This is a genomic window from Mycobacterium sp. Root265 (genome assembly GCF_001428895.1).
Taxonomy (GTDB): Bacteria; Actinomycetota; Actinomycetes; order Mycobacteriales; family Mycobacteriaceae; genus Mycobacterium.
The window spans coordinates 58,528-81,278 of the sequence record NZ_LMJA01000011.1 but is presented as its reverse complement, the minus strand read 5'-3'; the positions used below and the strand labels follow the sequence as shown (position 1 = coordinate 81,278).

Sequence of the window (22,751 nt, the reverse complement as noted above, 5' to 3'; positions counted from 1 at the left end):
GAAAATCTGCCGGTGGTGGCGGTTATCCGGGCCGAGCGGTCAGCCGGCCCAGCGCGGCGATGACGCGTTCGTGATCGGTCGTCGCCCAGAACGGCGGCAGCGATGAGCGCAGATAACCGCCGTAGCGGGCCGTCGCCATCCGGGAATCCAGCACCGCGACGACGCCGCGATCGTCGACCCGGCGCAGTAGCCGGCCCGCCCCCTGGGACAGCAGCAGCGCGGCGTGGTTGGCCGCCACCGCCATGAATCCGTTGCCGCCGCGCGCGGCGATGGCGCGCTGGCGTGCGGTCAGCAGTGGATCATCGGGACGCGGGAACGGAATCCGGTCGATCAGCACCAGCGACAGCGTGCGCCCGGGCACGTCGACGCCCTGCCAGAGCGACAGGGTGCCGAACAGCGAGGTCTCCTCGTCGTCGGCGAACCGTTGCACCAGGGCGGCGGTGGTGTCCTCGCCCTGGCACAGCACCGGCGTCGAGAGGCGTTCGGCCATCACCTCGGCGGTCGCCTTGGCCGCGCGCATCGAGGAGAACAGGCCAAGGGTGCGCCCGCCGGCGGCGTTGATCAGCGCCTCGATCTCGTCGAGCTGGGCCGGCGAGCCGGTGCCGTCACGCCCGGGCGGGGGCAGGTGTTTGGCCACGTAGAGGATTCCGGACTTGGCATGGTCGAACGGCGACCCGACGTCCAGCCCGCGCCATGTGGTCTTGCCTTCCCCGCCGGACAGTCCCCAGGCCGCGGCCATCCCGTCGAAGTTGCCACCGATGGTCAGTGTCGCCGAGGTCAGCACCGCGGTGGATTGTTCGAAGAGCCTGGTGCGCAACAACCCTGACACCGACAGCGGCGCCACCCGCAGGATGGCCCGTTTTCCTCCGCCGCCCCGATGGTTCTCCTCGTGGTCGAGCCACACCACGTCGAAGCGGTCGGGGATCGCCGGGCCGAACGAGTCCAGGATGCGTGCCGCGATATCGCCGATCTCCGTCACCGCGGTGACGGCCTCGGTGCGCGCGGCGGCCGCCTGCGGGTCCGTGGGGGTGGTGTCGATCGCGGACCGGATGGTGAACGCCGCGTCGCGCAGCGCCGTCAGGTAGGTGGCCAGCTCGTCGTCGAGGTGGTCGATGCGCCCGGGTTCGGCGTCGTAGATGGCCGAGGCCAGGTTGGCCCCGGCGGCCTCCATGCGGTCGGAGAGTTCGTCGGCGACCAGCCTGCCGATCCGTCGCTGCGCCGCGCCGAGCACGGTGGCCGAGAGTTCCCCGGTGGCCACGCTGGTGACCCGGTCGACCAGTTCGTGCGCCTCGTCGACCACCAGCAGGTCGTGTTCGGGCAGCACCGAGGCATCGGCGATCGCGTCGATCGCCAGTAGCGCGTGATTGGTGACCACCACATCGGCGTTGCCGGCCTTGGCGCGGGCCTTTTCCGAGAAACAGTCGGTGCTGAACGGGCAGCGTGACACCCCGATGCATTCGCGCGCCGACACGCTGACCTGGCCCCAGGACCTGTCCGGCACCCCGGGGACAAGGTCGTCGCGGTCACCGGTCTCGGTGTCGGAGGACCAGCTCGTCAAACGCTGCACATCGCGTCCCAGCGCGGTGGCGGCGACCGCGTCGAACAGTTCCTCCTGCGGGCGGTCCTCCGTCGATTCGGTGGTACTGCCGTTGTGAATCTTGTTCAGGCACAGGTAATTTCCGCGTCCCTTCAGCAGCGCGAAGGTGGGGCGCCGGGGGAGCAGGCCGGCGAGGGCGTCGGCGAGCCGGGGCAGGTCGCGGTCCACCAGCTGCCGTTGCAGGGCGATGGTGGCGGTGGACACCACCACGGGTTCGTTGGCCGCGACCGCCCGCGCGATGGACGGCACCAGATAGGCCAGCGACTTGCCGGTGCCGGTGCCGGCCTGCACGGCGAGATGGCGGCCGGTGTCGAACGCCTCGGTGACGGCCTGCGCCATCTCGACCTGGCCGGGGCGCTGAGCCCCGCCGAGCGCCGCGACCGCCGAGGCGAGCAATTCGGTGACTGAGCTCTTGGTCACGACGGGGGTTTGTCCGGTGCCACGACGCGGGTCGGGATGGCCGGCTCGCCCCTGGACAGTTTCAGGCCGTCCCACGGCAGGCTGCCGAGCCCGGCCGCCACCCGGGCCCGGGCCTCCTCGAGGTCGTGCTTGTGCACGGGTTGCCCGCCCCGGACCATTTCGACCGACAAGGGCCGGGCGCTGAAGCCGTCTTCGGTCACCGGTGGGTGGCCCGCCGGATAGACGACCTCTTCCACGACGGTCCCGGACGGTTTGGCGACCCGCAGCGCCTGCTTGCTGCCGCCCGCAGACGCCTTGTGCGCGCTGCGTTTCTGCACGGTGATGCCGTCGACCTCGACGAGCTTGTAGACCATGCCGGCGGTCGGTGCGCCCGAGCCGGTGACCAGCGAGGTGCCGACGCCGTAACTGTCCACGGGTTCGGCCCGCAGCGCGGCGATGGCGAACTCGTCGAGGTCGCTGGAGACCACGATCTTGGTGCCGGTGGCGCCGAGACTGTCCAGCTGGTCGCGCACCTGGCGGACCAGCACGGCGAGTTCACCGGAGTCGATCCGCACCGCCCCCAGTTCGGGGCCGGCGACCGCGATGGCGTTGGCGACGCCGGCGGTGATGTCGTAGGTGTCGACCAGCAGGGTGGTGCCGACACCGAGCGCGTCGACCTGTGCCTGGAACGCGGAGCGTTCTGATAGATCTCGCGCGGCGGCGCCATCTGTTCCGTCGGCAGTGGTGTGCAGCAGAGTGAAGGCATGCGCGCTGGTGCCCAGCGCCGGAACCCCGTAGCGCTGCTGGGCGGCCAGGTTGGAGCTGCCGTTGAATCCGGCGATCCAGGCCGCCCGAGCCGCGGCAACGGCGGCCTCCTCATGGGTGCGGCGCGAACCCATCTCGATGAGCTGACGGCCACCGGCTGCCGCCACCATCCTGGCCGCGGCGGAGGCGATGGCGCTGTCGTGATTGAGGATGGACAGCGCCAGGGTTTCCAGGACGACGCACTCGGCGAAGCTGCCGCGCACCGAGAGCACCGGCGAGTTCGGGAAGTAGAGCTCACCTTCCGGGTAACCGTGCACATCGCCGGTGAACCGGAAATCCGACAGGAACGCGCACGTGTCGGCGTCCAGGAAATCGGACACCGCCGCCAGGGTCTGCTGGTCGAAGGTGAACTGCGCCAGCGCTTCCACGAAGCGCCCGGTGCCCGCGACGACTCCGTAGCGCCGCCCCTCGGGCAGCCGTCGCGCGAACACCTCGAAGGTGCAGCGCTTGTGGGCCGAGCCGTCGCGCAGCGCAGCCGCGAGCATGGTCAACTCGTATTTGTCCGTCAGCAGTGCTGTGCTCACGCCATCGCTCACGATCTCACCGTATCGGTACCGTTCCGGTTCGGGCGTGCAGTCGGCCCCCGGTATCCTGTGCGTCATGGTTACCCCAGCGCGGACCAAGCCGGGTACCCGGGAGGACACGGCGGCCGACGTCGACCGCCGCGAAGACGCCGCCACGGACAGTCCCTGGGTGACGGTCGTGTGGGACGACCCGGTCAATCTGATGTCGTATGTGACCTACGTGTTCCAGAAACTGTTCGGCTACTCCGAACCGCACGCCACCAAACTCATGATGCAGGTGCACACCGAGGGCAAGGCCGTCGTCTCGGCCGGCAGCCGTGAGTCGATGGAGGTCGACGTCACCAAGCTGCACTCCGCCGGGTTGTGGGCCACCATGCAGCAGGACCGCTGATCGTGCGGAAATGGAAGCGGATCGACGGTGCCGACGGACCCCGATTCCGGTCTTCGCTGGCCGCCCACGAGGCTGCGCTGCTGCGCAATCTGGTGACATCGCTGACCGGGATGCTCGACGATCGCGAATCTGCCGCTCCGGCTGACGAACTCAGCGAAATCACCGGGATCCGGACCGGGCATTCGTCGCCGCCCGAGGACGAGACGATGAAACGGTTGCTGCCGGACTTCTTCCGGTCCCGCAACGGCCATCCCGCGGGCTCCGCGGCGGCCGACAGCTTGAACAGTGCGCTGCGCAGCCTGCATGAGCCGGCCATCATCGATGCGAAACGGCAAGCGGCGCAACGCCTGCTGGACACCATGCCGGAGGGTGGCGGGAAGTTCGAGCTCTCCGAGGACGACGCGCAAGCCTGGGCCTCGTCGGTCAACGATGTGCGGCTTGCACTCGGTGCGATGCTGGAGATCGGTCCCGAAGGCCTCGACCAACTGCCCGTCGGGCATCCGATGGCCGGCCACCTCGACGTCTACCAGTGGCTGACGGTGCTGCAGGAGTACCTGGTGCTCAGCCTCATGGGGTCGCGTCCGTGACCGATTTCGGCTCCATCACCGATGTTGCCGGCATCCGGGTCGGTCATCACCACCGGATCGACGATGACGCCACGCTGGGCTCGGGATGGGCGTGCGGTAGCACCGTCGTGTTGGCGCCGGAGGGCACGGTCGGTGCGGTGGACTGCCGGGGCGGGGCCCCGGGCAGCCGCGAGACCGATCTGCTGGACCCGTCGAACAGCGTCCGCCACGTCGATGCGGTGCTGCTCACCGGCGGCAGCGCCTACGGACTGGCCGCCGCCGACGGCGTGATGACCTGGCTCGAGGAGCAGGGCCGCGGTGTATCGATGGAAGGCGGCGTGGTGCCGATCGTGCCGGGCGCGGTCATCTTCGATCTGCCGGTCGGCGGTTGGGGCTGCCGCCCGGGCGCGGAGTTCGGGTACGCCGCCGTGCAGTCCGCCGGCGACCGCGTGGCGGTCGGCAACGTCGGTGCCGGGGCCGGAGCCCGCGCCGGCGTCCTCAAGGGCGGGATCGGTACCGCCTCGCTGACCCTGCCCGATATCGGGGTGACGGTGGGGGCGGTCGTCGCCGTCAACTCCGGGGGCAATGTGATCGACCCGGCCACCGGGCTGCCCTGGATGGCCGACCTCATCGCCGCGTTCGGATTGACCGCGCCGCCGCCCGACGAGGTGGCCGACTTCGCCGGCCTCGACAAGAAGAGCGGCCCGCTGAACACCACCATCGCCGTCGTCGCCACCGACGCGGCGATCAGCCCAGCCGGGTGTCGCCGCATCGCCATCGCGGCCCAGGACGGACTTGCCCACACCATCCGTCCGGCGCACACTCCGGTGGACGGTGACACCGTGTTCGCGCTGGCCACCGGGGCGGTGCAGGTGCCGCCGTCGGAGAAGGTCCCGACTGCGATGTCACCGGAGACGGCGCTGCTCACCGCGATCGGCGCCGCCGCGGCCGACTGCCTGGCCCGTGCCGTACTGGTCGGTGTGCTGGCAGCGGAGTCGATCGCCGGAATACCCACCTACCGGGGCCTGTTGCCCGGAGCGTTCCCCCGAGAAACGGAGACTTGACGTGCTGGTGATCCGCGCCGATCTGGTGGACGCCATGGTCGCCCACGCGCGCGCCGACCATCCCGACGAAGCGTGCGGTGTGATCGCCGGACCGGAGGGTTCGGATCGCGCTGAGCGTTTCATCCAGATGGTCAATGCCGAGCGGTCCCCGACGTTCTACCGGTTTGACTCCATGGAGCACCTCCGGGTGTGGAAGGCGATGGACGAGGCCGACGAAGTGCCAGTGGTGATCTATCACTCGCACACAGGGACCGAGGCCTATCCGAGCCGCACCGACGTCGCGATCGCCGCAGAGCCCGACGCCCATTATGTGCTCATCTCCACCCGCGACCCCGAGGTGCACGAACTGCGCAGCTATCGCATCCTCGACGGCGTCGTCACCGAAGAACCTGTCAGCATCGTCGAGCAGTACGGATAAAAGGAGCCACCGTGTCAGTAGTCGTGTCGATCCCCACCATCTTGCGCACCCACACCGGCGGGGAGAAGCGGGTGAACGCCGCCGGTGACACCTTGCAGGCCATCATCGCCGATCTCGAGAGCAACTACTCGGGGATCTCCGAGCGCCTGGTGGACAACGGCAAGTTGCACCGCTTCGTCAACATCTACGTCAACGATGAGGACGTCCGGTTCTCCGGTGGCCTGGAAACCGTGATCGCCGACGGTGATTCGGTGACGATCCTGCCCGCCGTTGCAGGTGGGTAAGCCTTGACGCGATACGACTCGCTGCTGCAGGCGCTGGGGAACACCCCACTGGTCGGCCTGCAGCGGCTTTCGCCGCGCTGGGACGAAGACGAGAACGGCCCGCACGTGCGGCTGTGGGCCAAGCTGGAAGATCGCAACCCCACCGGCTCCATCAAGGACCGGCCCGCGCTGCGGATGATCGAGCAGGCCGAGCGCGACGGGCTCATCAAACCCGGCGACACCCTGCTGGAGCCGACCAGCGGCAACACCGGCATCTCCCTGGCCATGGCGGCGCTGCTCAAGGGCTACCGGCTGATCTGCGTGATGCCGGAGAACACCTCGATCGAGCGACGCCAGCTCCTGGAGCTCTACGGCGCCAAGATCATCTTCAGCGCGGCCGAGGGCGGCTCGAACACCGCCGTCGCGCACGCCAAAGAGCTTGCCGCGCAGAACCCTTCGTGGGTGATGCTCTACCAGTACGGCAACCCCGCCAACGCCGCGGCGCACTACGAGGGGACCGGGCCCGAACTGCTGGCCGACCTGCCGGAGATCACCCACTTCGTCGGCGGGCTGGGCACCACCGGCACGCTGATGGGCACCGGTCGGTTCCTGCGCGAGCGGGTGCCCGGGATTCAGATCGTGGCCGCCGAGCCCCGCTACGGCGAAGGCGTGTACGCGCTGCGCAACATCGACGAGGGTTTCGTGCCCGAGCTCTACGACCCGGAGGTGCTGACCACCCGGTTCTCGGTGGGTGCCTTCGACGCCGTCAAGCGGACCCGGGAGATCGTGCAGGTGGAGGGCATCTTCGCGGGCATCTCCACCGGCGCGATCCTGCACGCCGCGCTGGGCATGGCGGCCAAGGCGATCAAGGCCGGTGAACGCGCCGACATCGCGTTCACCGTGTGCGACGCCGGCTGGAAGTATCTGTCCACCGGTGCCTACGCCGGTAGCCTCGATGACGCAGAGGACGCGTTGGAAGGGCAGTTGTGGGCATGAATTACCCGGTCACCCCCGAGCCGAAGAAGAAGCCGGCCTGGGTGGTCGGCGGTGCGACGGTCATCGGTTTCGTCGCACTGCTCTACGTCGTGGAGATCGTCGACACCGCCATGGGGCACCGCCTCGACAACGACGGCATCCGGCCGCTGCAGACCGACGGGCTGTGGGGGATCCTGTGGGCGCCGCTGCTGCACGGCGGCTGGCCGCACCTGATCGCCAACACGGTGCCCGCGTTGGTGCTCGGTTTCCTGATGACCCTGGCGGGCATGGGGCGCTTCATCGGCGCCACCGCCATCATCTGGGTGCTCGGCGGATTCGGCACCTGGCTGATCGGCAATATCGGCGCGCACTGCCCCTACGTGGGCGTGCAGTGCACCACCAATCACATCGGGGCGTCCGGGCTGATCTTCGGGTGGCTGACTTTCCTGATCGTGTTCGGTTTCTTCACCCGCACCGCCTGGGAGATCGTCGTCGGAGTCATCGTCGCGCTGGTCTACGGCGGTGTCCTGCTCGGCGTGGTCCCCGGGACTCCCGGGGTGTCCTGGCAGGGGCATCTGTGCGGCGCGATCGCCGGGTTCATCGCGGCGTACGTGTTGTCCGGGCCGGAACGCAAGGCCCGTGCGCGGCGAAAGACCGGCGCCCCGTCGATCGGCTGAGGTCGCGTGTGCTGATGTGCGTCGGACCACTGTGCCGACGCGAATGATGCGCAGCAGACGGCCCGGCGCGGCGCCGTCCCGCGTCACGGCGGCGACACAAAATGAAACTTGTCGCCCAATGCGGTGATGCCTTCGCCCCGATGCTGTAGGGCATGGCAAGCTAGAGATGTGCGAGTCACCGTACTGGGTTGTTCCGGCAGTGTTGTCGGCCCTGATTCGCCCGCGTCCGGATATCTGCTGACCGAACCCGACACGGCGCCGATGGTGCTCGACTTCGGTGGCGGCGTGCTCGGCGCGCTGCAGCGTCACGCCGATCCCGGCGCGGTGAACGTGCTGCTCTCGCACCTGCATGCCGACCACTGCCTGGACATGCCCGGGCTGTTCGTCTGGCGCCGGTACCACCCCAATCCGCCCGAGGGGCGCGCATTGTTGTTCGGCCCCACGCACACCTGGGAGCGCCTCGGTGCGGCGTCCTCACCCGAGGGCGGCGAGGTCGACGACATCTCCGACATCTTCGAGGTGCAGTCCTGGGTAGACGGCCGGGCCGTGAAGCTGGGCGCGCTGACGGTCGAGCCGCGGCTGGTGTGCCATCCCACCGAGTCCTACGGCATGCGCTTCACCGACCGTGACGGCGTCACGTTCGCCTACAGCGGGGACACCGGGATCTGTGATGCCGTAGTCGAATTGGCGCGCGGCGTCGACGTGTTCCTGTGCGAGGCGTCGTGGACGCACTCGCCGGAGCGCCCACCTAACCTGCACCTCTCCGGTACCGAGGCGGGTCAGATCGCCGCCCGCGCCGGGGTGGGTGAACTGCTGCTCACCCACATTCCGCCGTGGACATCGCGGGAAGATGTGATCAGCGAGGCCAAGGCCGAGTTCGACGGTCCGGTGCATGCGGTGGTGTGCGGCGAGACCTTCGATGTGACGCGTCACTGAGGCCGGTTAGTGTTGCCTCGTGTCCAGACGAGAAGACGGCAGGCTTGACGACGAGCTGAGGCCAGTGGTCATCACCCGCGGTTTCACCGCTCATCCCGCCGGTTCGGTGTTGGTGGAGTTCGGTCAGACCCGGGTCATGTGCACCGCATCGGTGACCGAGGGAGTGCCGCGCTGGCGGAAGGGTTCCGGGCAGGGCTGGCTGACCGCCGAGTACGCCATGCTGCCCGCGGCCACCCACGAGCGTTCCGGCCGCGAGTCCGTCAAGGGCAAGGTCGGTGGGCGCACCCAGGAGATCAGCCGGCTGGTCGGCCGCTCCCTGCGCGCCTGCATCGACCTCGGCGCCCTGGGGGAGAACACCATCGCCATCGACTGCGACGTCCTGCAGGCCGACGGCGGCACCCGTACCGCCGCGATCACCGGCGCCTATGTGGCGCTCTCCGACGCGGTGACCTACCTGGCCGCGGCAGGCCGGCTGTCCGACCCGCGCCCGCTGTCCTGCGCGATCGCCGCGGTGTCGGTCGGCGTGGTCGACGGGCGGGTCCGGGTGGACCTGCCCTACACCGAGGACTCCCGTGCCGAGGTGGACATGAACGTCGTCGCCACCGACACCGGCACCCTGGTCGAGATCCAGGGCACCGGCGAGGGCGCCACGTTCCCGCGTTCGACGCTGGACAAGATGCTGGACCTGGCGATGGCCTCCTGCGAGGAACTGTTCACCATCCAGCGCGCCGCGTTGGAGCTGCCGTACCCGGGTGTGCTGCCGGAGCCCAGCGGGCCGGCCAAGAAGGCCTTCGGAAGCTAGGGATGTCCCGGCTGCTGGTTGCCTCCCGTAACGCCAAGAAGTTGGCCGAGCTGCGCCGGGTGCTCGACGCGGCCGGACTCTCCGGGCTGACGCTGCTGTCGCTGACCGATGTGCCCCCGTTCGAGGAGGCTCCCGAGACCGGCGCGACCTTCGAGGAGAACGCGTTGGCCAAGGCGCGCGACGCCTACGCCGCCACCGGGATCCCGGCGGTGGCCGATGACTCGGGACTGGCCGTCGATGCGCTGAACGGCATGCCCGGCGTGCTGTCGGCGCGGTGGTCGGGTGCCCACGGCGATGACGTGGCGAACCTGGAACTGCTGCTGGGTCAGCTGCGCGATGTCCCCGACGAACGGCGCGGGGCGGCCTTCGTCTCGGCGTGTGCACTGGTTTCCGGTGCCGGGGAGACGGTGGTCCGCGGCGAGTGGACCGGCGCGATCGCACGGGAACCGCGGGGCGACGGTGGGTTCGGTTACGACCCGATCTTCGTCCCGGACGGATCGGCGCGGTCGGCGGCCGAACTGACCCCGGCCGAGAAGGACGCGGCCTCGCATCGCGGCCGCGCGCTGGCGCTGCTGGTGCCGGCACTGCGCACGCTGGTGTAGCCGTCCACAACTTTTCGGGCGAAACTCGCGTACCCGTCGTAAATCCGCGCGCGCAGCAACCGGTACGCGAGTTTCGCCACAGTGTGGGGACCGCCAGAATTTTGCATAGCGCAACTAACGTGTAATGCTCGCGGCCGTGGTCTCCACCGAGCAGCGACGGCCGTTATCGGCCCACCCCGGCGTCCTCGTCGCCGTGCTGTGCGCTGCCGGTATCAGCGTCTCGCTGATGCAGACCCTGATCATCCCGCTCATCCCGGAGCTGCCGAAGCTGTTGCACGCCAGCCCGTCCAACGCGTCCTGGGCCATCACCGCCACGCTGCTGACGGCCGCCGTCACCACACCGGTCTTCGGGCGCCTCGGCGATCTCTACGGCCCGAAACCGATCATGATCGTCTGCGCCGCGGTGCTGGTCGGCGGATCGCTGGTGTCCGCACTGAGCACCTCGCTCGTCCCGTTCGTCATCGGCCGTGGCCTGCAGGGGCTGGGTATCCCGATCATCCCGCTGGGCATCAGCGTGCTGCGGGCCTCGGTGCCCGCCGAGCGGGTGGGCAGTGCGATGGGCCTGATGAGTTCCTCGCTGGGAGTGGGCGGCGCGCTCGGGTTGCCGCTCTCGGCCGCGATCGCTCAGCAGTTCAGCTGGCATGCCCTGTTCTGGTTCGCCGCGGCGCTCGGCGTCGTGCTGCTGGTGCTCTTCGTCGTGCTGGTGCCCGCGGTGCCGGCCTCCTCGAGTGACCGGCTCGATCCTTTGGGTGCACTCCTGCTCGCCGGTGGGCTGGTGACGTTGTTGCTCGGTGTCACCAAGGGCCGGGACTGGGGCTGGACCTCGGGCATCACCGTCGGGATGTTCGCGGCATCGCTGGCGGTGTTCGCCGTCTTCGTGGTGTGGCAGCTGCGCTTCGACTCACCGATCGTGGACCTGCGCACCTCGGTTCGGCCGCCGGTCCTGCTCACCAACATCGCCTCGGTCGGTGTCGGATTCGCGATGTTCGCACTGACGTTGATCGCGCCGCAAGTGCTCGAATTACCCACCGACACCGGTTACGGGCTCGGCATGACCATGCTGGAGGCGGGGCTGTGGATGGCGCCCGGCGGGCTGGCGATGATGGTGATGGCGCCGATCGCGGCCAGGGTGGCCGGGGCCCGCGGACCCCGTTTCACGTTGTTTGTCGGCTGCGTCATCATCGCCGCGTCCTACCTGTCCGGGCTGTGGCTGCTCGGCAGCGGTCCGCAGGTGCTCGCGCTCAACGTTCTCATCAGCATCGGGGTGGGCTTCGCCTATGCGTCCATGCCGGCGCTCATCAACGCCGCGGTGCCGATGTCGGAGACCGCGGCCGCCAACGGTCTCAACGCGCTCGCGCGGTCGCTGGGCACCTCGATCTCCAGTGCCGTGCTCGGCGCCATCCTGGCGGCGATGACGATGACCGCCGGAGGACATGAGGTGCCCACCCTGGACGGGTTCCGGGTCGCGCTGATCGTCGCGGCGGCGGTGTCCGCACTGTCCGCGGTGCTGACGCTGTTGATCCCGGTGGCGCGTCAGCAGGCCGAGGTCACAGACCGAAGCGCTTCTTCACGTCTTGCGTCTGGAAGTGCTCCACGATGAGACCCAGCAGGGGAACGGTTCCGGAGATCAGGGTGCCGATCGCGCGACCGAGCGGCCAGCGAACCTTCACCGCCAGGTTCGCGGTGGCGATCAGGTAGGCGAAGTACACCCAGCCGTGCACCACGGCGATCCAGCTCAGTGAGTCGTCCTGGAATCCGTACTTGCGCACCATCTCGTAGCAGAGCGCGATCAGCCACAGGCCGGTCGCCCAGGCCAGGACCCGGTAGCTCGCCAGGGCCTTCTGGATGGAGGACAGCGGAACCAAGGGTTCCTGGCTGCTGGTTTCGGCCGGGGTCTCTGGGGTGCTCATGTGCTGGTCCTGTCGTCAGGGTTTTCGGATTGTGCGAGATCGGCGAGGTAGGCGTTGTACTCCCGCAGCGTCGGATCGTCGTCGGCCGGCGCCGCGGCCTTGGGGCGTTCCGGGAGGAGGCCGGCCGGGATCTCGGTGGCGCGCTCGGTGTCCGTCTGCTCGTAGCTCGGTGGGGCTTCCTCGAGGCGTACGAACTTGAAGTACGCGTAGACGCAGAACGCGGCGAACATCGGCCACTGCAAGGCGTACCCGAGATTCAGGAACGTGCCCGAGTTCGACTCGTAGCGGGTCCACTGCCACCACGCCAGCAGCAGGCAGCCGCCGGCGCCGACGGCGGCCAGCGCGATGAGCGCCGGTCTCCTACGTCGTGTAGTGGACATGGGTCGACTTTACCGTCCGCCGATTCATACCTTGGGGCCGATGAACTCGTCGAGGCGCGCGGTCGCGGCTTTTCGATACACCGCGATCATGTAGCGGCTGTTCTGGGTCCACGGGATGCGCAGAGAGTCGAGGGCCGCGCAGAACAGCTCGCGGATCTCCGTGGAGTGGTTGGTGAAGTGGTATCGGACGCTGGCGACCCCGCGGTCGTTGGCCACCACCCGGCAGCCGTCGCTGTGGATGAGGCCGCGGACGAAGTGCTCGGTGGCGGCGTCGACGTGGGCCTGTTGCCAGGGTTCCAGGACGATCGGGCGGCGGTGCTTCGGGCCTGCTCCGTGTTGGGGAAACAGACAGGGCCAGTGTTTGGAGAAGAGCGACACGTCGACGCAACCGGTCTTGCGGGGGAATACCGTCGCACGTTGGCCAAGCATGATTTTGTCGATGGCTTCACAGCAGTTCTCGATGATCCCCGGATACTTCTTGTCGAGTGTCACGCGGAGCCGCCACACGGAACGGCAGCGGCTGATGTAGCCGTCGCCGAGGTACATGCCCAGGAGGTAGCTGTACGCGTCCGACGGCAGCATGCTGTAGTCGTGGTTGCTGCAGCTGTCGCGCGGTGTGATTGAACGGCGGTTGTGTCGCCAATCGCAGACAGTGCGCCGAGGTATCCCCGTTAGTCGTGAGATCGCACAGTCGTTCAATCCTGCGTCAATCAGCGAACGCACAGTGGCGAAATCTTCGATCGAGCGCATAGGGCCTCCCGCTGCCTGCGCTCGACGTTAGTTCGGCCCACCGACAACCAGATACGCGCAGCGAGACGGTAGTCTGAACCCGCTTGCGGGCGTGATGGAACGGCAGACATGCCGGCTTTAGGTGCCGGTGCTCGGAAGAGCGTGAGGGTTCGAATCCCTCCGCCCGCACCATGTAGTGACTTTCCGAGTTCAGCCTTGCCGCTCTCAGCCCGCAGCAGGCGGAGTTCCCCAGCACTCGACCACATCACCGAGATGCCGCAACATGACGTAGCGGTAGCCCGATTCGCGCGCCTCGGCGGAGCGCTCGGCGTATTCGGTCCGCGCACCCTCCTCGTCACCCTGGTAGACGTCGGTCGGCACCGGCGGCACACCCGTGTTCTGTGGATCGTCGACGACGCCAATCTGGACCATCCATGAGTTGTCAGCCATGAACCTCTAGTACCCCGCATCGAGGCCGGCGAACGCCACCAGTTGCTCCCTGCCGACGGGAAACCGCCGGCGGCTCAGCACGGCTGTGTCATAGTCGTCCGGGCGTTTTGCTCAGACGAAGGAGTCCCCGTGCAGATCGATCCGGCCGCCACGGCCTGGCTGCTTGTCAGCACCGCAATGGTCCTGTTGATGACGCCCGGTCTGGCCATTTTCTACGGCGGCATGGTGCGCTCGACCGGCGTGCTCAACATGATCATGATGAGCTTCATCTCCATCCCGGTCGTCACGGTGACGTGGGTGGTGGCCGGCTACAGCCTGGCGTTCGGTCAGGATGCCGGTGGCGGACTGATCGGCGGGCTGCAGCACATCGGGCTGTCCGGTATCGACCTCGACGCGGTGCGCTCCAATGTCCCTGAACTCCTCTTCGTCACCTTCCAGCTGGCGTTCGCGATCCTGACCGCGGCCCTGGTGAGCGGGGCCATCGCCGACCGCGCCAAGTTCTCGTCCTGGGTGTTGTTCGTGGCGGCATGGACTCTGCTGGTGTATTCGCCGGTGGCGCACTGGGTGTGGGGACCCGGCGGCTGGCTGTCGACGTTCGGCGCGCTGGATTATGCGGGCGGACTGGTTGTCGAAATCGTGTCCGGGGCATCGGCATTGGCGCTTGCTCTGGTGCTCGGTCCGCGCATCGGCTTCAAGTCCGAGGCGATGCGTCCGCACAACCTTCCGTTCGTGCTGCTCGGTGTCGGTCTGCTGTGGTTCGGCTGGTTCGGATTCAACGCCGGATCGGCCTTCGCTGTCGATGGCAAGGCCGCCGTGATCTTCCTCAATACCCTGCTTGCCGGATGCCTTGGCATGCTCGGCTGGCTGGCCGTCGAACGGTTCCGCGACGGCCATCCGACCACCTTCGGTGCAGCCTCCGGTGTGGTCGCCGGTCTGGTCGCGATCACCCCGTCGTGCGGGTTCGTCACACCGCTCGGTGCCATACTGGTCGGCCTCGTCGCCGGCGTGGTCTGCTCGTTCGCCATCGGCTGGAAATTCAAGGCCGGCTACGACGACTCCCTCGACGTGGTCGGGGTGCACTTCGTCGGGGGTGTGGTGGGCACGTTCCTGATCGGACTGCTGGCCGCAGAGATGGTCTCGGGCGGACCGGAAGGACTGTTCTACGGCGGCGGGATCACCCAGCTGGGCAAGCAGACGCTCGCGATCGTCGTCGTCGCTGCCTTCGCGTTCGCGGTGTCCTTCGCGCTCGCCAAACTCATCGCGGTGACGGTCGGCTTCCGCGTCACCCGCGAGGATGAACTGTCCGGCATCGACTTCACCCAGCACGCGGAGACCGCCTACGCCGAGGGCGTGCACGGGACGCCGCACAAGCGCCCCGGAGCGTGAACTAGCGGGGTCCGTCGACCGCGAACGTGCCCTTGTCGTCCTGGAATTCGACATAGACGTGGCGGACGGTGCCGTCGATCTCCACCGCGCAGGTAAAGCTATCACCCTTGGCCGCCGACGGGTCCTTGCCGTCATTGCACCGCAGCGCGCTGATGCTGTTGGCGCCGTAACCGTTGATCGGGTCCGTCAGGATCTCCCGGACGCCTGCCTCGGCCTGCTCGACGTTGATGACGGTCGTATCGCGAAAGAGGAACTGCCACACTGTCACCCCGGCGATCACCAGTGCGACGGCCATGCCGGCGCCGATGAGCAACGTGCGCTTGTCGGGCCCGGACCGCTTGGCCGGCGCGCGGTGCGGCGTCGGGGTGCCCGGGGGCAGGGTGTAGCGGTTCGGGTCGACGACCGGTGCCGGTCGCTGTGGCGGCGGGGGCACGCGCTGCGGCTGTGGCTGTGGCGGGTATCCCGGGGAGGGCGGGTACGGCTGCTGGCGCGGCGGGTATTGCTGCGGGGCAGGCGGATAGGACTGTCGCGGATGTGGTCCGGGCGGCCGGCCCGGCGACGGTGGCGCTCCGTGACGTGGTGGCCCGCCCGGTGCCGGCGCGCCACCCGGGCGTGTCCACCACGGCTGCTGCGAGGGGTCCGGTGGGCGCGTCATGCGGTTCCCTCGCAGGCTCGGGTCCCGCATGTGCTGTGTTGATTCGCTCCGCAAGCGTCGCTCATGCCGAGAACCGTTCGTAGCACTGCTCGGGATCACCGGACAGCCCGGCCCGGTAGGCCAGGATTCTGGTGAAACCGGCGGTGGCGGTCACACCGTTGACATCGCTGGCGGCCAGGCCGTTGGTCAGCAGGCCGGAGATCGCCTCGTCGGTATCGCCGGCCGACAGCGTCAGCGGACTTCCCGGCTCGGCCATCCGGCCCTGGGCCACCCCGGTGAGGCAGGCAGTGCGCAGAGCCGTCACAGGCGATTCCAGCGGGATGCCGCGTTCGTGTTGCACGGCAAGCGCATAGCGCGACGTGATGATCGACAGCGCGGTGTTGTCACCCTGCAGCAGCACACCTTGCTGTTCGGATTTCGGCGTGCCGAGCTCCTGCAGGGCGGGCAGATTGACGTTGATCGTGTTGGTCGACGGGCAGTACGCGGCGGGCGAAATCGATTCCGCGTCCGGGCAACTGGCCATCTCCATGTTCAGCGCCGGGGGGCTGGAGGGGGAGTAGATGTCACCGAGGGTGGTCATCAGGTTGTTCAGCAGATCGACGTCGATGACGCTGTCGCCGGCGGTCGGGTCACCGTAGGAGTCGTAGGACAGGAACTGCGGCAGGTCGCCCTGGCGTTCGATGATCTCATTCATGTCGATGGCCGCGCACTGATCGGCGTTGCCGCTGAACCCGATCTGGAAGGCGCTGATCCGGTCGAGGGCCGATCCGTGCGCATCCCCGGTGAGGATGGCTTCCTCCTGTGTCATCAGCGGGTCGCGGATGTAGATCGCTCCGGCCAGAACGTGATTGAGGCCGTCGCCGGTGCTCAGCGCGAAGCGCGGTGACTTTCCGGCGGCGACCCAGTGCAGGTACACCCCGGCGAAGCAGTCGGCCTGCTGTTCCTTGACCAGCACCGGGGTGGACTTCTCCACCAGATGTGCCTTGGCTTGCACCGCATGGCCGAATTCGTGGGCCATCACGCCCACCACGCCCATCTCGCCGAAATACTGCGCCGCGCCGGGGACGAATTCGCCGCGATCCCAGGCCATCACGTCGCCGTCGTAGCAGTAGAACGCGTTGGACAGTTCGTAGAGGTCATTGCCGCAGACCTGCGGGCTGTTCGGGTCCGACGCGTCATAGGAGACCAGCGCGGACACCGGGCTGTAGGTCCCGGTCAGCGCCCCATTCCAGTTCTCCGACCAGAACTGCTCCAGATCGTCGATGGCCCGCAACGCCAGTTGATCCACCGGGCCGCCATCGCTGTTCTCCGCGGTGCGGGTGGGAGCGGGCGCGTCGGGGCGGGGCCCACTGGGGCCGTCGCTGGCGGGCAATCCACCGGCACGGGAGGGGTCGTAGAGCATCGACACGGCGCGGCCGTCGAGCATGGTCGTGCCGCATCCGGTGAGCAACAAGGCCGCGGTGAGTGCAACGCTGAGCCATCCAGCGAGGCGTCCGGCCCGTCGGTGCATGCCGTCAGGCTAACAAGGCGCGGGCCGGGACCTGGGTTCGAGAACTGTCTGGGGGCTACCTCGGCTGCTCGTCGACCTTGATATCGAAGGTCACCTCGCCACGGTTGACGGTCGTCACCGTCACGCCGTAGGTCTTGCCCGCATCCCTGAGTTCGCAGCGCAGCGTGGCACCCTCGTTACCGCCGAGATCGGCCGGGCAGGTCACCGACTGCGGGGCCCGGCCGATTTGTCTGCCGATCTGCTCGGCGATCTGTTCGGCGACGGTCTCCCTGCCGATGGTCTGCTCGATGTGCAGGTCGACCTGGTCGCCCTCGGCACTGCCCACCGTCACGCTGACGTGGCGCTGCTGTCCGTCATCGGCGAGCGTGCACTCCAGAGTGGCCCCGACCGAAGCCGCGAGATCGCCCGGGCAGCTGACCGAATCCGGGGCCGCACCGGACTGCTCGGTGACTTCCTCGACGATCTGATCCTGGACGCGTTCCCTGCTGACGCTCTTGTCGGTCGGCACCGAACACGACCCGAGCATCACCATGGCGACCAGCGCCGGCGCGACCGTCGACCACCGAGGCATAGCAGCACGATGGCACAAGTCCGACGGGCCGGCAGCGTTATCGGAAGCGCGCCGCCAGTGCGCGCCGGTGCGCGATCGGTGACCCGAACAGCGCCCGGTTCAGGGTGGCCCGCTTCAGGTGGACGTGTACGCCGCTTTCCCAGGTGTAGCCGATGCCGCCGTGCAGTTGCATGGCCTTGCCCGCGACAGCGACGGCGGTCTCGGACGCGTAGGCCTTGGCCATGGACACCGCCGTCTGGGCGTCGGAGTTCGCGGCCACGGCGTCGACCGCAGCCTCGACGAGGCGGCGGGTCACCCGGATCTGGACCAGCATGTCCGCGCACGCGTGTTTCACCGCCTGGAAGGACCCGATGGGGCGGCCGAACTGGTGGCGGATACCGACATAGTCGACGGTGGCGGCCAGCATGGCCTCGGCCAGACCGAGGCTGTCGGCGGCGATGGCGACGGTGCCGCGGTCCAACAGGTGCTGGGTCGCCGGGAACGGCCACACCTGGGTGGGTTGCGCACCGTCGGCGGTGACGGTGGCGAGCCGACGGGTCTCATCGAGCGTCGGTTGCACCGTGATCACCAGTCCGGTGGCCGCCGGGTCGATCTCCACGAGCACGGGCGTGCCCTCGGAGTCCTGGGCGGGTACCAGCAGACGGGTCGCCTCGGCGGCGTCCGGCACGAAATCGGCGGTGCCGCTGAGCCCGCCGGCGGCCAGGGTGAACCCGACGCCGGGGCGGTCACCGGTGCTCAGCACGGCGACGGGCAGTTCGGTGCCCTCGGCGGCCGCGGACAACGCGTCATCGCGCGCGGTGTCGGGGGACAGCGCGAGCAGTGCCCCGATGCCGAGGCTGACGCCCAGGTGGCTGCTGCGCGCAGCGGCGCGTCCGAGTTCCTCTGCGACGACGGCAGTTTCGGCAAAAGACACCTCGGCGCCGCCGAGTGTCTCCGCGATCTCCAGGCCCGGCCAGCCGGCCCGGGTGACGAGCGTCCAGTCCGGGTGCCCGGTGGTCAGCAGATTTCTGGCCACCGAACGCAGCTCGGGATGCAGGTCGGCGAATTCGCGTGTCATCAGGCTCCTGCCGGTTCGCGGGGTAGGCCCAGTCCGCGCTCACCGATGATGGTGCGCTGAATCTCGCTGGCACCGCCCGGGATGGTCCACTCCCAGGATCCGATGAAGTCGAGCACCCAGGCCCCGGATTCCCAGCCGCTGGATATCGGTTTGGTCAGCACGGTGTGCCCGGCCAGGCCGCTGATCTCGGCCCCGAAATCGGTCAGCCGCTGCAGCAGCTCGCTGTAGAACAGCTTCACCACCGAGGCGTCGGCCGGGCCGTCGCTTCGGCCCTCGACAAGATCGCGGCACAGCCCGCGCAACCCGGTGATCTCGATCTCGAACTGCGCCAGCCGGTCTGCCACCAGTGCATCGGTGAGCAGGCCCGCACGTTCACATTCGGCGATCAGCCAGCGCAAGCCGGCGTTGCCGAGGCGCTCGGCCAGCTCGAGCATCGTCATCCCGCGTTCGGCGCCGAGGGTCTGCTGGGCGACCTGCCACCCCTTGTTCTCCGGGCCCACCAGGTTGGCGGCGGGGACTCGGACGTCGTTGAGGAAGACCTCACAGAAATGCGATTCGCCGGTGGCCTGTTTGATCGGTCTGACCTCGATGCCCGGGGACTTCATGTCCATCAGGAAGTACGAGATGCCGTGTCGTTTCTTGGCCTCCGGATCGGTGCGGGCGAGCAGTAGACACCAGTCCGCATGCAGTCCGCCGCTGGCCCACACCTTCTGCCCGTTGACCACGAAATCGTCACCGTCGCGCCGTGCCGTGGTGCGCAGGGCGGCGAGATCGGATCCGGCCTCGGGCTCGGAGAAGCCCTGCACCCAGATCTCCCCATCGAGGATCGCCGGGAGGTGTCGGCGGCGCTGCTCCTCGGTGCCCGCGGCCAATAGGGTGGACGCGGCGTGGTGGATGCCGACGAAGGCCAGCACCAGCCGGGGTGCGTCATGTGCGGCGAGTTCGGAGTACAGCACGATCTGTTCGGCCACCGACAGGCCGCCGCCCCACTCGGCCGGCCAGTGTGGCACCGCAAAACCCGCGGTGTGCAGTTCGGCGAACCAGGCCTTCTGGAACCGCACGTATTCGTCATCGCTCACCCCGGTCTGGGCGGCGCGCCAATCGGCGGGCACATGTTCGGCACACCACTGCCGGACCCGCTCGCGGAACTCGTCGAGATCTTGGGTCATGTTGCGTCGCTGTACAGTCCGGTCAGGCCACGGGTGCCCAACAGTTCGGTCAGTTGTGCGCGGGTCGCGGACAGTCCCAGCGGCAGCCGGCGCAGCGGTTGGCTGTACCGCGACAGCCAAGACAACACGGTCTCGTCGCAGAACCCGACGGCGCCGTGCAGCTGATGGGTCACCCGGAACACCACCTCGGCGGCTTCCAGCGCGGCCAGCCGCAGGGCCAGCGCGTCGGCGAGTGCATCGGGGCCGGTCACGGTGGACAGCGCGTAGCGGGCCAGCATCTCCAGGCCGCTGCGCTCCACTTCGGCATCGGTGAGCTGGAACTGCACACTCTGGAATGCCGACAGCGGCTGACCGAACTGCCGGCGCAGTTTGACGTGCGCGACGGTGAGTTCCATTGCCCGGTCCAGCATGCCGAGCAACGTCCAGCACGGCAGCACCAGGGCCAGAGCGATATCCCCGGCGCCCGCATCGTCGAGGTCGTCGAGTTCCAGCGAGGTGACGAAACCCGTGCGGGCCCCGAAGGTACCCGTCACCCGGGCACGGTGACCGTCCACAGTGACTGTCGCCCAGGCGCCATCGACACCGGCGATGGCGGCGGCCGGCGCGGGCCCGGCAACCACGATCAGACCGTCGGCCTCGATATCGGCGGGGCGGGCCAGCCGCTCGGCCAACGGGTAGGGCAGACCCCAGTACCCGGCACTGCGGCACAGCGCGGCCGCGGCTTCGGCGGAGTCGGTGTCACCGCGTGGCTCCAGGTCCCAGGCGCCGAGACCCTTCAGCGCCGCCCCGACGAGCGATTCCCGTTGGGAGGGATCGGCTTCGGCGCGCTGCAGCAGTGCATCGCCGCCGGCGGACTCGAACGCGCGCAGCGCCTGCTCACCGTACTCGCGGGCTTCGGGGCTGAGGTCGATGTTCACGATGCCGCCAACAGGGTGCGGGCCAGCAGAATGCGCTGCATCTCGATGCTGCCCGAAGACACTGTGGAGGGCTGCGAGTACCGCCAGTGATCCTCGACCTCGGAGGTGTAGATCTGCGAAACCCCTTCGGGCAGTGCGGCGATGATCTCCATGAGCACCTCGGCGCTGTCCTGGTCGAGTTTGGTGACCGCGATGCGGTAGGCCGCCGAATCGGTGGGGCGCACCTGTCCCTCGGCCTGCAGCGCCACCAGTCGATAGGCCATCAGCCGCGCGCGTCGGCAATGCGTGAGCATCCTCGCCCACCGGCCGCGCAGCTCCTCGGGCAGCTCGGCCCAGTGCTCGGCCAGGGCTTTCGGGGCCAGGTGCAGCAGCCGTTCACAGCGGGCATAGCGGGCGATGCCGACGCGCTCGAACGCCAGCACGCTCTGCACCACCGTCCAGCCGTCGTCGACGGTGCCGAGCACATCGGCGTCGGTCACCCGCAGATCATCGAAGAACACCTCGTTGAGGTGGTGTGGGCCCATCATGGTCTGGATGGGCCGCACCGTGATCGCCGGATCCGCCATGGGCACCAGGAAGATCGTCAAGCCGTGCTGTTTCTTACGAGCCGGATCCTCTCCGATCTTGGAGGTCCGGGCCAGCAGGAAGCACCACTGCGCCATCGTCGCGTACGACGTCCAGATCTTCTGCCCGTTGATCACCCAGCCGTCGCCGTCGCGGACCGCCGAGGTCCGCAGCGACGCCAGGTCCGACCCCGCCTCCGGCTCGGAAAACCCTTGGCACCAGATCACTTCACCGGCCGCGATCGGCGGCAGGTGTCTGGTCTGCTGCTCGGGAGTGCCGTGCCGCATGATGATCGGCCCCACCCAGTTCACCCCCATGTACTGCGCTCCGCGCGGTTCGTGGTGAGCCCACATCTCCTCGCGCACCACAGTCTGCTCCCAGGCTGAGGAGGCCTTCCCGCCGAACTCGGTGGGCCAGGACATGCACAGCAGCCCGCGCTCGGCGAGCAGCCGGCAGAAGGCCTGGGCCACCTCGAGATCGTCGGGATTGTGGGTGAACGCGCCCAGGTAGTCCTCGGCGATATGCGTTTTCACCAGGTCGCGCAGCTCGCCGCGCAACGCGGCGGCGTCCGGCCCCATTTCGAAGTCCACGTTCGCGATCGTAGGGCAATCCTTATAAGGATTGCTAGTATTTGTTCCATGCGTACCCCGCAACACCGCATCGCCGAGACCGTCGCGGGCGAGCTGCGGGACCGGATCCTGGCCGGCGCCGACCGATTGCCGACCCAGGACCAGCTGGTCACCGAGTTCGGTGTCAGCTATCCCTCGGTGCGCGAGGCGCTGCGCATCCTGGAGACCGAGGGGTTGGTGACGGTGCGCCGCGGCAGCGTCGGCGGCGCCGAGGTACACCGGCCCGACGAATCGTCGGCGGCCTATCACCTGGGTCTGGCGCTGCAGGGGTCCGCCGTGTCGCTGGGCGACCTGGCGGCCGGACTGCAGCTACTCGAACCGCTGTGTGTGGCCGAGGTGGCGCGCCGCACGGATCGGCTCAAGATCGTGGTGCCGGCACTCACCCGCAATGTCGACGCGTCCGCCGAAGCGGTCGCCGATGGCGCCGCCTTCACCCGCATCGCGCGTGAATTCCATGATCTGGTGGTCGAATACACCCCGAACGCCACCGTCCGACACGTAGTGGGAAGCCTGGTCGCGCTGTGGTCGGCACAGGAGGAGAAGTGGGCCGACTACGTCGTCAAGCGCGGTGAGTACCCCTCACCGGCGCAGGCGCGGGGCGCCGTACGCACCCACCGCAGGCTCGTCGAGGAGATCGCCGCGGGCAACGCGTCCGAGGCCGAACGCATCGCGCGCAAGCACCTGGCCGCCACCCAGGCCGTGCTGCTGGAACGCTTCACCGATGACGTGGTGCGGGCGGCACGTGGCGCAAAGCCGCACGAACGGCGTACCTGCTGACCTAGGTT

At 68.5% G+C, this 22,751-nt stretch carries 26 protein-coding genes and 1 tRNA gene; 14 read left to right on the top strand and 13 right to left on the bottom strand.

Annotated features, from left to right (window positions below; all coding sequences use genetic code 11):
- Positions 1 to 22 precede the first annotated feature (22 nt).
- Together ASE48_RS12135 and ASE48_RS12130 are read right to left on the bottom strand one after the other, a co-directional pair.
- Entirely contained in the window at positions 23 to 2,017 is a 1,995-nt protein-coding gene (locus ASE48_RS12135; RefSeq protein ID WP_057167338.1) for an ATP-dependent DNA helicase, read from the bottom strand.
- Entirely contained in the window at positions 2,014 to 3,423 is a 1,410-nt protein-coding gene (locus ASE48_RS12130; protein ID WP_082614139.1) for a nicotinate phosphoribosyltransferase, read from the bottom strand. The genes ASE48_RS12135 and ASE48_RS12130 overlap by 4 nt, the downstream gene beginning before the upstream one ends.
- Here ASE48_RS12130 and clpS point away from each other — a divergent pair.
- From clpS to ASE48_RS12075, 11 genes are all read left to right on the top strand, one after another.
- Positions 3,422 to 3,736, top strand: a complete 315-nt coding sequence (gene clpS, locus ASE48_RS12125) for an ATP-dependent Clp protease adapter ClpS (RefSeq protein WP_057167337.1) — start codon at positions 3,422 to 3,424, stop codon at positions 3,734 to 3,736. The two genes, ASE48_RS12130 and clpS, sit on opposite strands and share 2 nt — an antisense overlap.
- 2 nt (positions 3,737 to 3,738) lie before the next feature.
- Positions 3,739 to 4,323 carry an oxidative stress transcriptional regulator AosR gene (aosR, locus tag ASE48_RS12120; protein WP_057167361.1) on the top strand — a complete coding sequence of 195 codons (585 nt, stop codon included), beginning with the start codon at positions 3,739 to 3,741 and terminating at the stop codon, positions 4,321 to 4,323.
- Positions 4,320 to 5,366 carry a P1 family peptidase gene (locus ASE48_RS12115; protein WP_057167336.1) on the top strand — a complete coding sequence of 349 codons (1,047 nt, stop codon included), beginning with the start codon at positions 4,320 to 4,322 and terminating at the stop codon, positions 5,364 to 5,366. The genes aosR and ASE48_RS12115 overlap by 4 nt, the downstream gene beginning before the upstream one ends.
- Position 5,367: 1 nt before the next feature.
- Positions 5,368 to 5,784 carry a Mov34/MPN/PAD-1 family protein gene (locus tag ASE48_RS12110; RefSeq protein WP_057167335.1) on the top strand — a complete coding sequence of 139 codons (417 nt, stop codon included), beginning with the start codon at positions 5,368 to 5,370 and terminating at the stop codon, positions 5,782 to 5,784.
- A gap of 11 nt (positions 5,785 to 5,795) precedes the next feature.
- Positions 5,796 to 6,068: a MoaD/ThiS family protein gene (locus ASE48_RS12105; RefSeq protein ID WP_057167334.1), complete on the top strand. Its 273-nt coding sequence runs from the start codon at positions 5,796 to 5,798 to the stop codon at positions 6,066 to 6,068.
- A gap of 3 nt (positions 6,069 to 6,071) precedes the next feature.
- Positions 6,072 to 7,043 (top strand): cysteine synthase, encoded by a 972-nt coding sequence (locus ASE48_RS12100; protein ID WP_057167333.1) that lies wholly within the window; start codon positions 6,072 to 6,074, stop codon positions 7,041 to 7,043.
- Positions 7,040 to 7,699: a rhomboid family intramembrane serine protease gene (locus tag ASE48_RS12095; protein ID WP_057167360.1), complete on the top strand. Its 660-nt coding sequence runs from the start codon at positions 7,040 to 7,042 to the stop codon at positions 7,697 to 7,699. Before ASE48_RS12100 ends, ASE48_RS12095 begins: the two co-directional genes overlap by 4 nt.
- Before the next feature lie 168 nt (positions 7,700 to 7,867).
- Complete coding sequence (locus ASE48_RS12090) at positions 7,868 to 8,635, top strand: cyclic nucleotide-degrading phosphodiesterase (protein ID WP_162264215.1); 768 nt, start codon at positions 7,868 to 7,870, stop codon at positions 8,633 to 8,635.
- 19 nt (positions 8,636 to 8,654) lie between these two features.
- Positions 8,655 to 9,437 (top strand): ribonuclease PH, encoded by a 783-nt coding sequence (rph, locus tag ASE48_RS12085; RefSeq protein ID WP_057167331.1) that lies wholly within the window; start codon positions 8,655 to 8,657, stop codon positions 9,435 to 9,437.
- Between the two features lie 2 nt (positions 9,438 to 9,439).
- Entirely contained in the window at positions 9,440 to 10,039 is a 600-nt protein-coding gene (gene rdgB / locus ASE48_RS12080) for an RdgB/HAM1 family non-canonical purine NTP pyrophosphatase (RefSeq protein ID WP_057167330.1), read from the top strand.
- A gap of 124 nt (positions 10,040 to 10,163) precedes the next feature.
- Positions 10,164 to 11,639: an MFS transporter gene (locus tag ASE48_RS12075; RefSeq protein ID WP_057167329.1), complete on the top strand. Its 1,476-nt coding sequence runs from the start codon at positions 10,164 to 10,166 to the stop codon at positions 11,637 to 11,639.
- On the opposite strand, the gene ASE48_RS12070 is transcribed toward ASE48_RS12075, so the two are convergent.
- The 3 genes from ASE48_RS12070 to ASE48_RS12060 are packed head-to-tail and all read right to left on the bottom strand — an operon-like array spanning position 11,587 to position 13,079.
- A complete protein-coding gene (locus tag ASE48_RS12070; protein ID WP_057167328.1) occupies positions 11,587 to 11,949 on the bottom strand; it encodes a DUF3817 domain-containing protein in 363 nt (120 codons plus the stop codon). The two genes, ASE48_RS12075 and ASE48_RS12070, sit on opposite strands and share 53 nt — an antisense overlap.
- A complete protein-coding gene (locus ASE48_RS12065; RefSeq protein ID WP_057167327.1) occupies positions 11,946 to 12,329 on the bottom strand; it encodes a hypothetical protein in 384 nt (127 codons plus the stop codon). The genes ASE48_RS12070 and ASE48_RS12065 overlap by 4 nt, the downstream gene beginning before the upstream one ends.
- A 24-nt stretch (positions 12,330 to 12,353) precedes the next feature.
- Positions 12,354 to 13,079, bottom strand: a complete 726-nt coding sequence (locus ASE48_RS12060; RefSeq protein ID WP_057167326.1) for a hypothetical protein — start codon at positions 13,077 to 13,079, stop codon at positions 12,354 to 12,356.
- A gap of 85 nt (positions 13,080 to 13,164) precedes the next feature.
- On the opposite strand from ASE48_RS12060, the gene ASE48_RS12055 reads away from it, so the two are divergent.
- A tRNA-Leu gene (locus tag ASE48_RS12055) sits at positions 13,165 to 13,250 on the top strand.
- A 33-nt stretch (positions 13,251 to 13,283) separates the two neighbouring features.
- On the opposite strand, the gene ASE48_RS12050 is transcribed toward ASE48_RS12055, so the two are convergent.
- Positions 13,284 to 13,508 carry a hypothetical protein gene (locus ASE48_RS12050; RefSeq protein WP_057167325.1) on the bottom strand — a complete coding sequence of 75 codons (225 nt, stop codon included), beginning with the start codon at positions 13,506 to 13,508 and terminating at the stop codon, positions 13,284 to 13,286.
- Positions 13,509 to 13,637: 129 nt separating this feature from the next.
- On the opposite strand from ASE48_RS12050, the gene ASE48_RS12045 reads away from it, so the two are divergent.
- The gene (locus ASE48_RS12045; RefSeq protein WP_082614138.1) at positions 13,638 to 14,894 is read left to right on the top strand and encodes an ammonium transporter; all 1,257 of its coding nucleotides are present in this window, start codon (positions 13,638 to 13,640) and stop codon (positions 14,892 to 14,894) included.
- A 1-nt stretch (position 14,895) separates the two neighbouring features.
- On the opposite strand, the gene ASE48_RS32140 is transcribed toward ASE48_RS12045, so the two are convergent.
- From ASE48_RS32140 to ASE48_RS12010, 7 genes are all read right to left on the bottom strand, one after another.
- Positions 14,896 to 15,327, bottom strand: coding sequence for a DUF4333 domain-containing protein (locus ASE48_RS32140; protein WP_235571089.1), 432 nt, complete (start codon positions 15,325 to 15,327; stop codon positions 14,896 to 14,898).
- 283 nt (positions 15,328 to 15,610) lie between these two features.
- Complete coding sequence (locus ASE48_RS12035) at positions 15,611 to 17,059, bottom strand: neutral zinc metallopeptidase (protein WP_057167324.1); 1,449 nt, start codon at positions 17,057 to 17,059, stop codon at positions 15,611 to 15,613.
- 55 nt (positions 17,060 to 17,114) lie between these two features.
- Positions 17,115 to 17,630 (bottom strand): DUF4333 domain-containing protein, encoded by a 516-nt coding sequence (locus tag ASE48_RS12030; RefSeq protein ID WP_057167323.1) that lies wholly within the window; start codon positions 17,628 to 17,630, stop codon positions 17,115 to 17,117.
- Positions 17,631 to 17,667: 37 nt separating this feature from the next.
- Complete coding sequence (locus tag ASE48_RS12025) at positions 17,668 to 18,687, bottom strand: acyl-CoA dehydrogenase family protein (protein WP_057167322.1); 1,020 nt, start codon at positions 18,685 to 18,687, stop codon at positions 17,668 to 17,670.
- Entirely contained in the window at positions 18,687 to 19,856 is a 1,170-nt protein-coding gene (locus ASE48_RS12020; protein ID WP_057167321.1) for an acyl-CoA dehydrogenase family protein, read from the bottom strand. The genes ASE48_RS12025 and ASE48_RS12020 overlap by 1 nt, the downstream gene beginning before the upstream one ends.
- Complete coding sequence (locus ASE48_RS12015) at positions 19,853 to 20,773, bottom strand: acyl-CoA dehydrogenase family protein (protein ID WP_057167320.1); 921 nt, start codon at positions 20,771 to 20,773, stop codon at positions 19,853 to 19,855. Before ASE48_RS12015 ends, ASE48_RS12020 begins: the two co-directional genes overlap by 4 nt.
- Positions 20,770 to 21,927, bottom strand: a complete 1,158-nt coding sequence (locus ASE48_RS12010; protein WP_057167319.1) for an acyl-CoA dehydrogenase family protein — start codon at positions 21,925 to 21,927, stop codon at positions 20,770 to 20,772. The genes ASE48_RS12015 and ASE48_RS12010 overlap by 4 nt, the downstream gene beginning before the upstream one ends.
- Positions 21,928 to 21,975: 48 nt before the next feature.
- Here ASE48_RS12010 and ASE48_RS12005 point away from each other — a divergent pair, with 48 nt between their 5' ends.
- Complete coding sequence (locus tag ASE48_RS12005) at positions 21,976 to 22,743, top strand: FadR/GntR family transcriptional regulator (RefSeq protein WP_057167318.1); 768 nt, start codon at positions 21,976 to 21,978, stop codon at positions 22,741 to 22,743.
- Positions 22,744 to 22,751: the final 8 nt, after the last annotated feature.

What these genes read in the sequence shown, in the direction of transcription:
- ASE48_RS12095 (WP_057167360.1), top strand. Translation starts at nt 7,040, where the DNA reads ATGAATTACCCGGTCACCCCCGAGCCGAAGAAGAAGCCGGCCTGGGTG.
- ASE48_RS12130 (WP_082614139.1), bottom strand. Translation starts at nt 3,423, where the DNA reads ATGACGCACAGGATACCGGGGGCCGACTGCACGCCCGAACCGGAACGG.
- ASE48_RS12035 (WP_057167324.1), bottom strand. Translation starts at nt 17,059, where the DNA reads ATGCACCGACGGGCCGGACGCCTCGCTGGATGGCTCAGCGTTGCACTC.
- ASE48_RS12025 (WP_057167322.1), bottom strand. Translation starts at nt 18,687, where the DNA reads ATGACACGCGAATTCGCCGACCTGCATCCCGAGCTGCGTTCGGTGGCC.
- ASE48_RS12065 (WP_057167327.1), bottom strand. Translation starts at nt 12,329, where the DNA reads ATGTCCACTACACGACGTAGGAGACCGGCGCTCATCGCGCTGGCCGCC.
- ASE48_RS12075 (WP_057167329.1), top strand. Translation starts at nt 10,164, where the DNA reads ATGCTCGCGGCCGTGGTCTCCACCGAGCAGCGACGGCCGTTATCGGCC.
- ASE48_RS12030 (WP_057167323.1), bottom strand. Translation starts at nt 17,630, where the DNA reads ATGCCTCGGTGGTCGACGGTCGCGCCGGCGCTGGTCGCCATGGTGATG.
- ASE48_RS12020 (WP_057167321.1), bottom strand. Translation starts at nt 19,856, where the DNA reads ATGACCCAAGATCTCGACGAGTTCCGCGAGCGGGTCCGGCAGTGGTGT.
- ASE48_RS12070 (WP_057167328.1), bottom strand. Translation starts at nt 11,949, where the DNA reads ATGAGCACCCCAGAGACCCCGGCCGAAACCAGCAGCCAGGAACCCTTG.
- ASE48_RS12050 (WP_057167325.1), bottom strand. Translation starts at nt 13,508, where the DNA reads ATGGCTGACAACTCATGGATGGTCCAGATTGGCGTCGTCGACGATCCA.
- rdgB (WP_057167330.1), top strand. Translation starts at nt 9,440, where the DNA reads ATGTCCCGGCTGCTGGTTGCCTCCCGTAACGCCAAGAAGTTGGCCGAG.
- clpS (WP_057167337.1), top strand. Translation starts at nt 3,422, where the DNA reads ATGGTTACCCCAGCGCGGACCAAGCCGGGTACCCGGGAGGACACGGCG.
- ASE48_RS12005 (WP_057167318.1), top strand. Translation starts at nt 21,976, where the DNA reads ATGCGTACCCCGCAACACCGCATCGCCGAGACCGTCGCGGGCGAGCTG.
- ASE48_RS12060 (WP_057167326.1), bottom strand. Translation starts at nt 13,079, where the DNA reads ATGCGCTCGATCGAAGATTTCGCCACTGTGCGTTCGCTGATTGACGCA.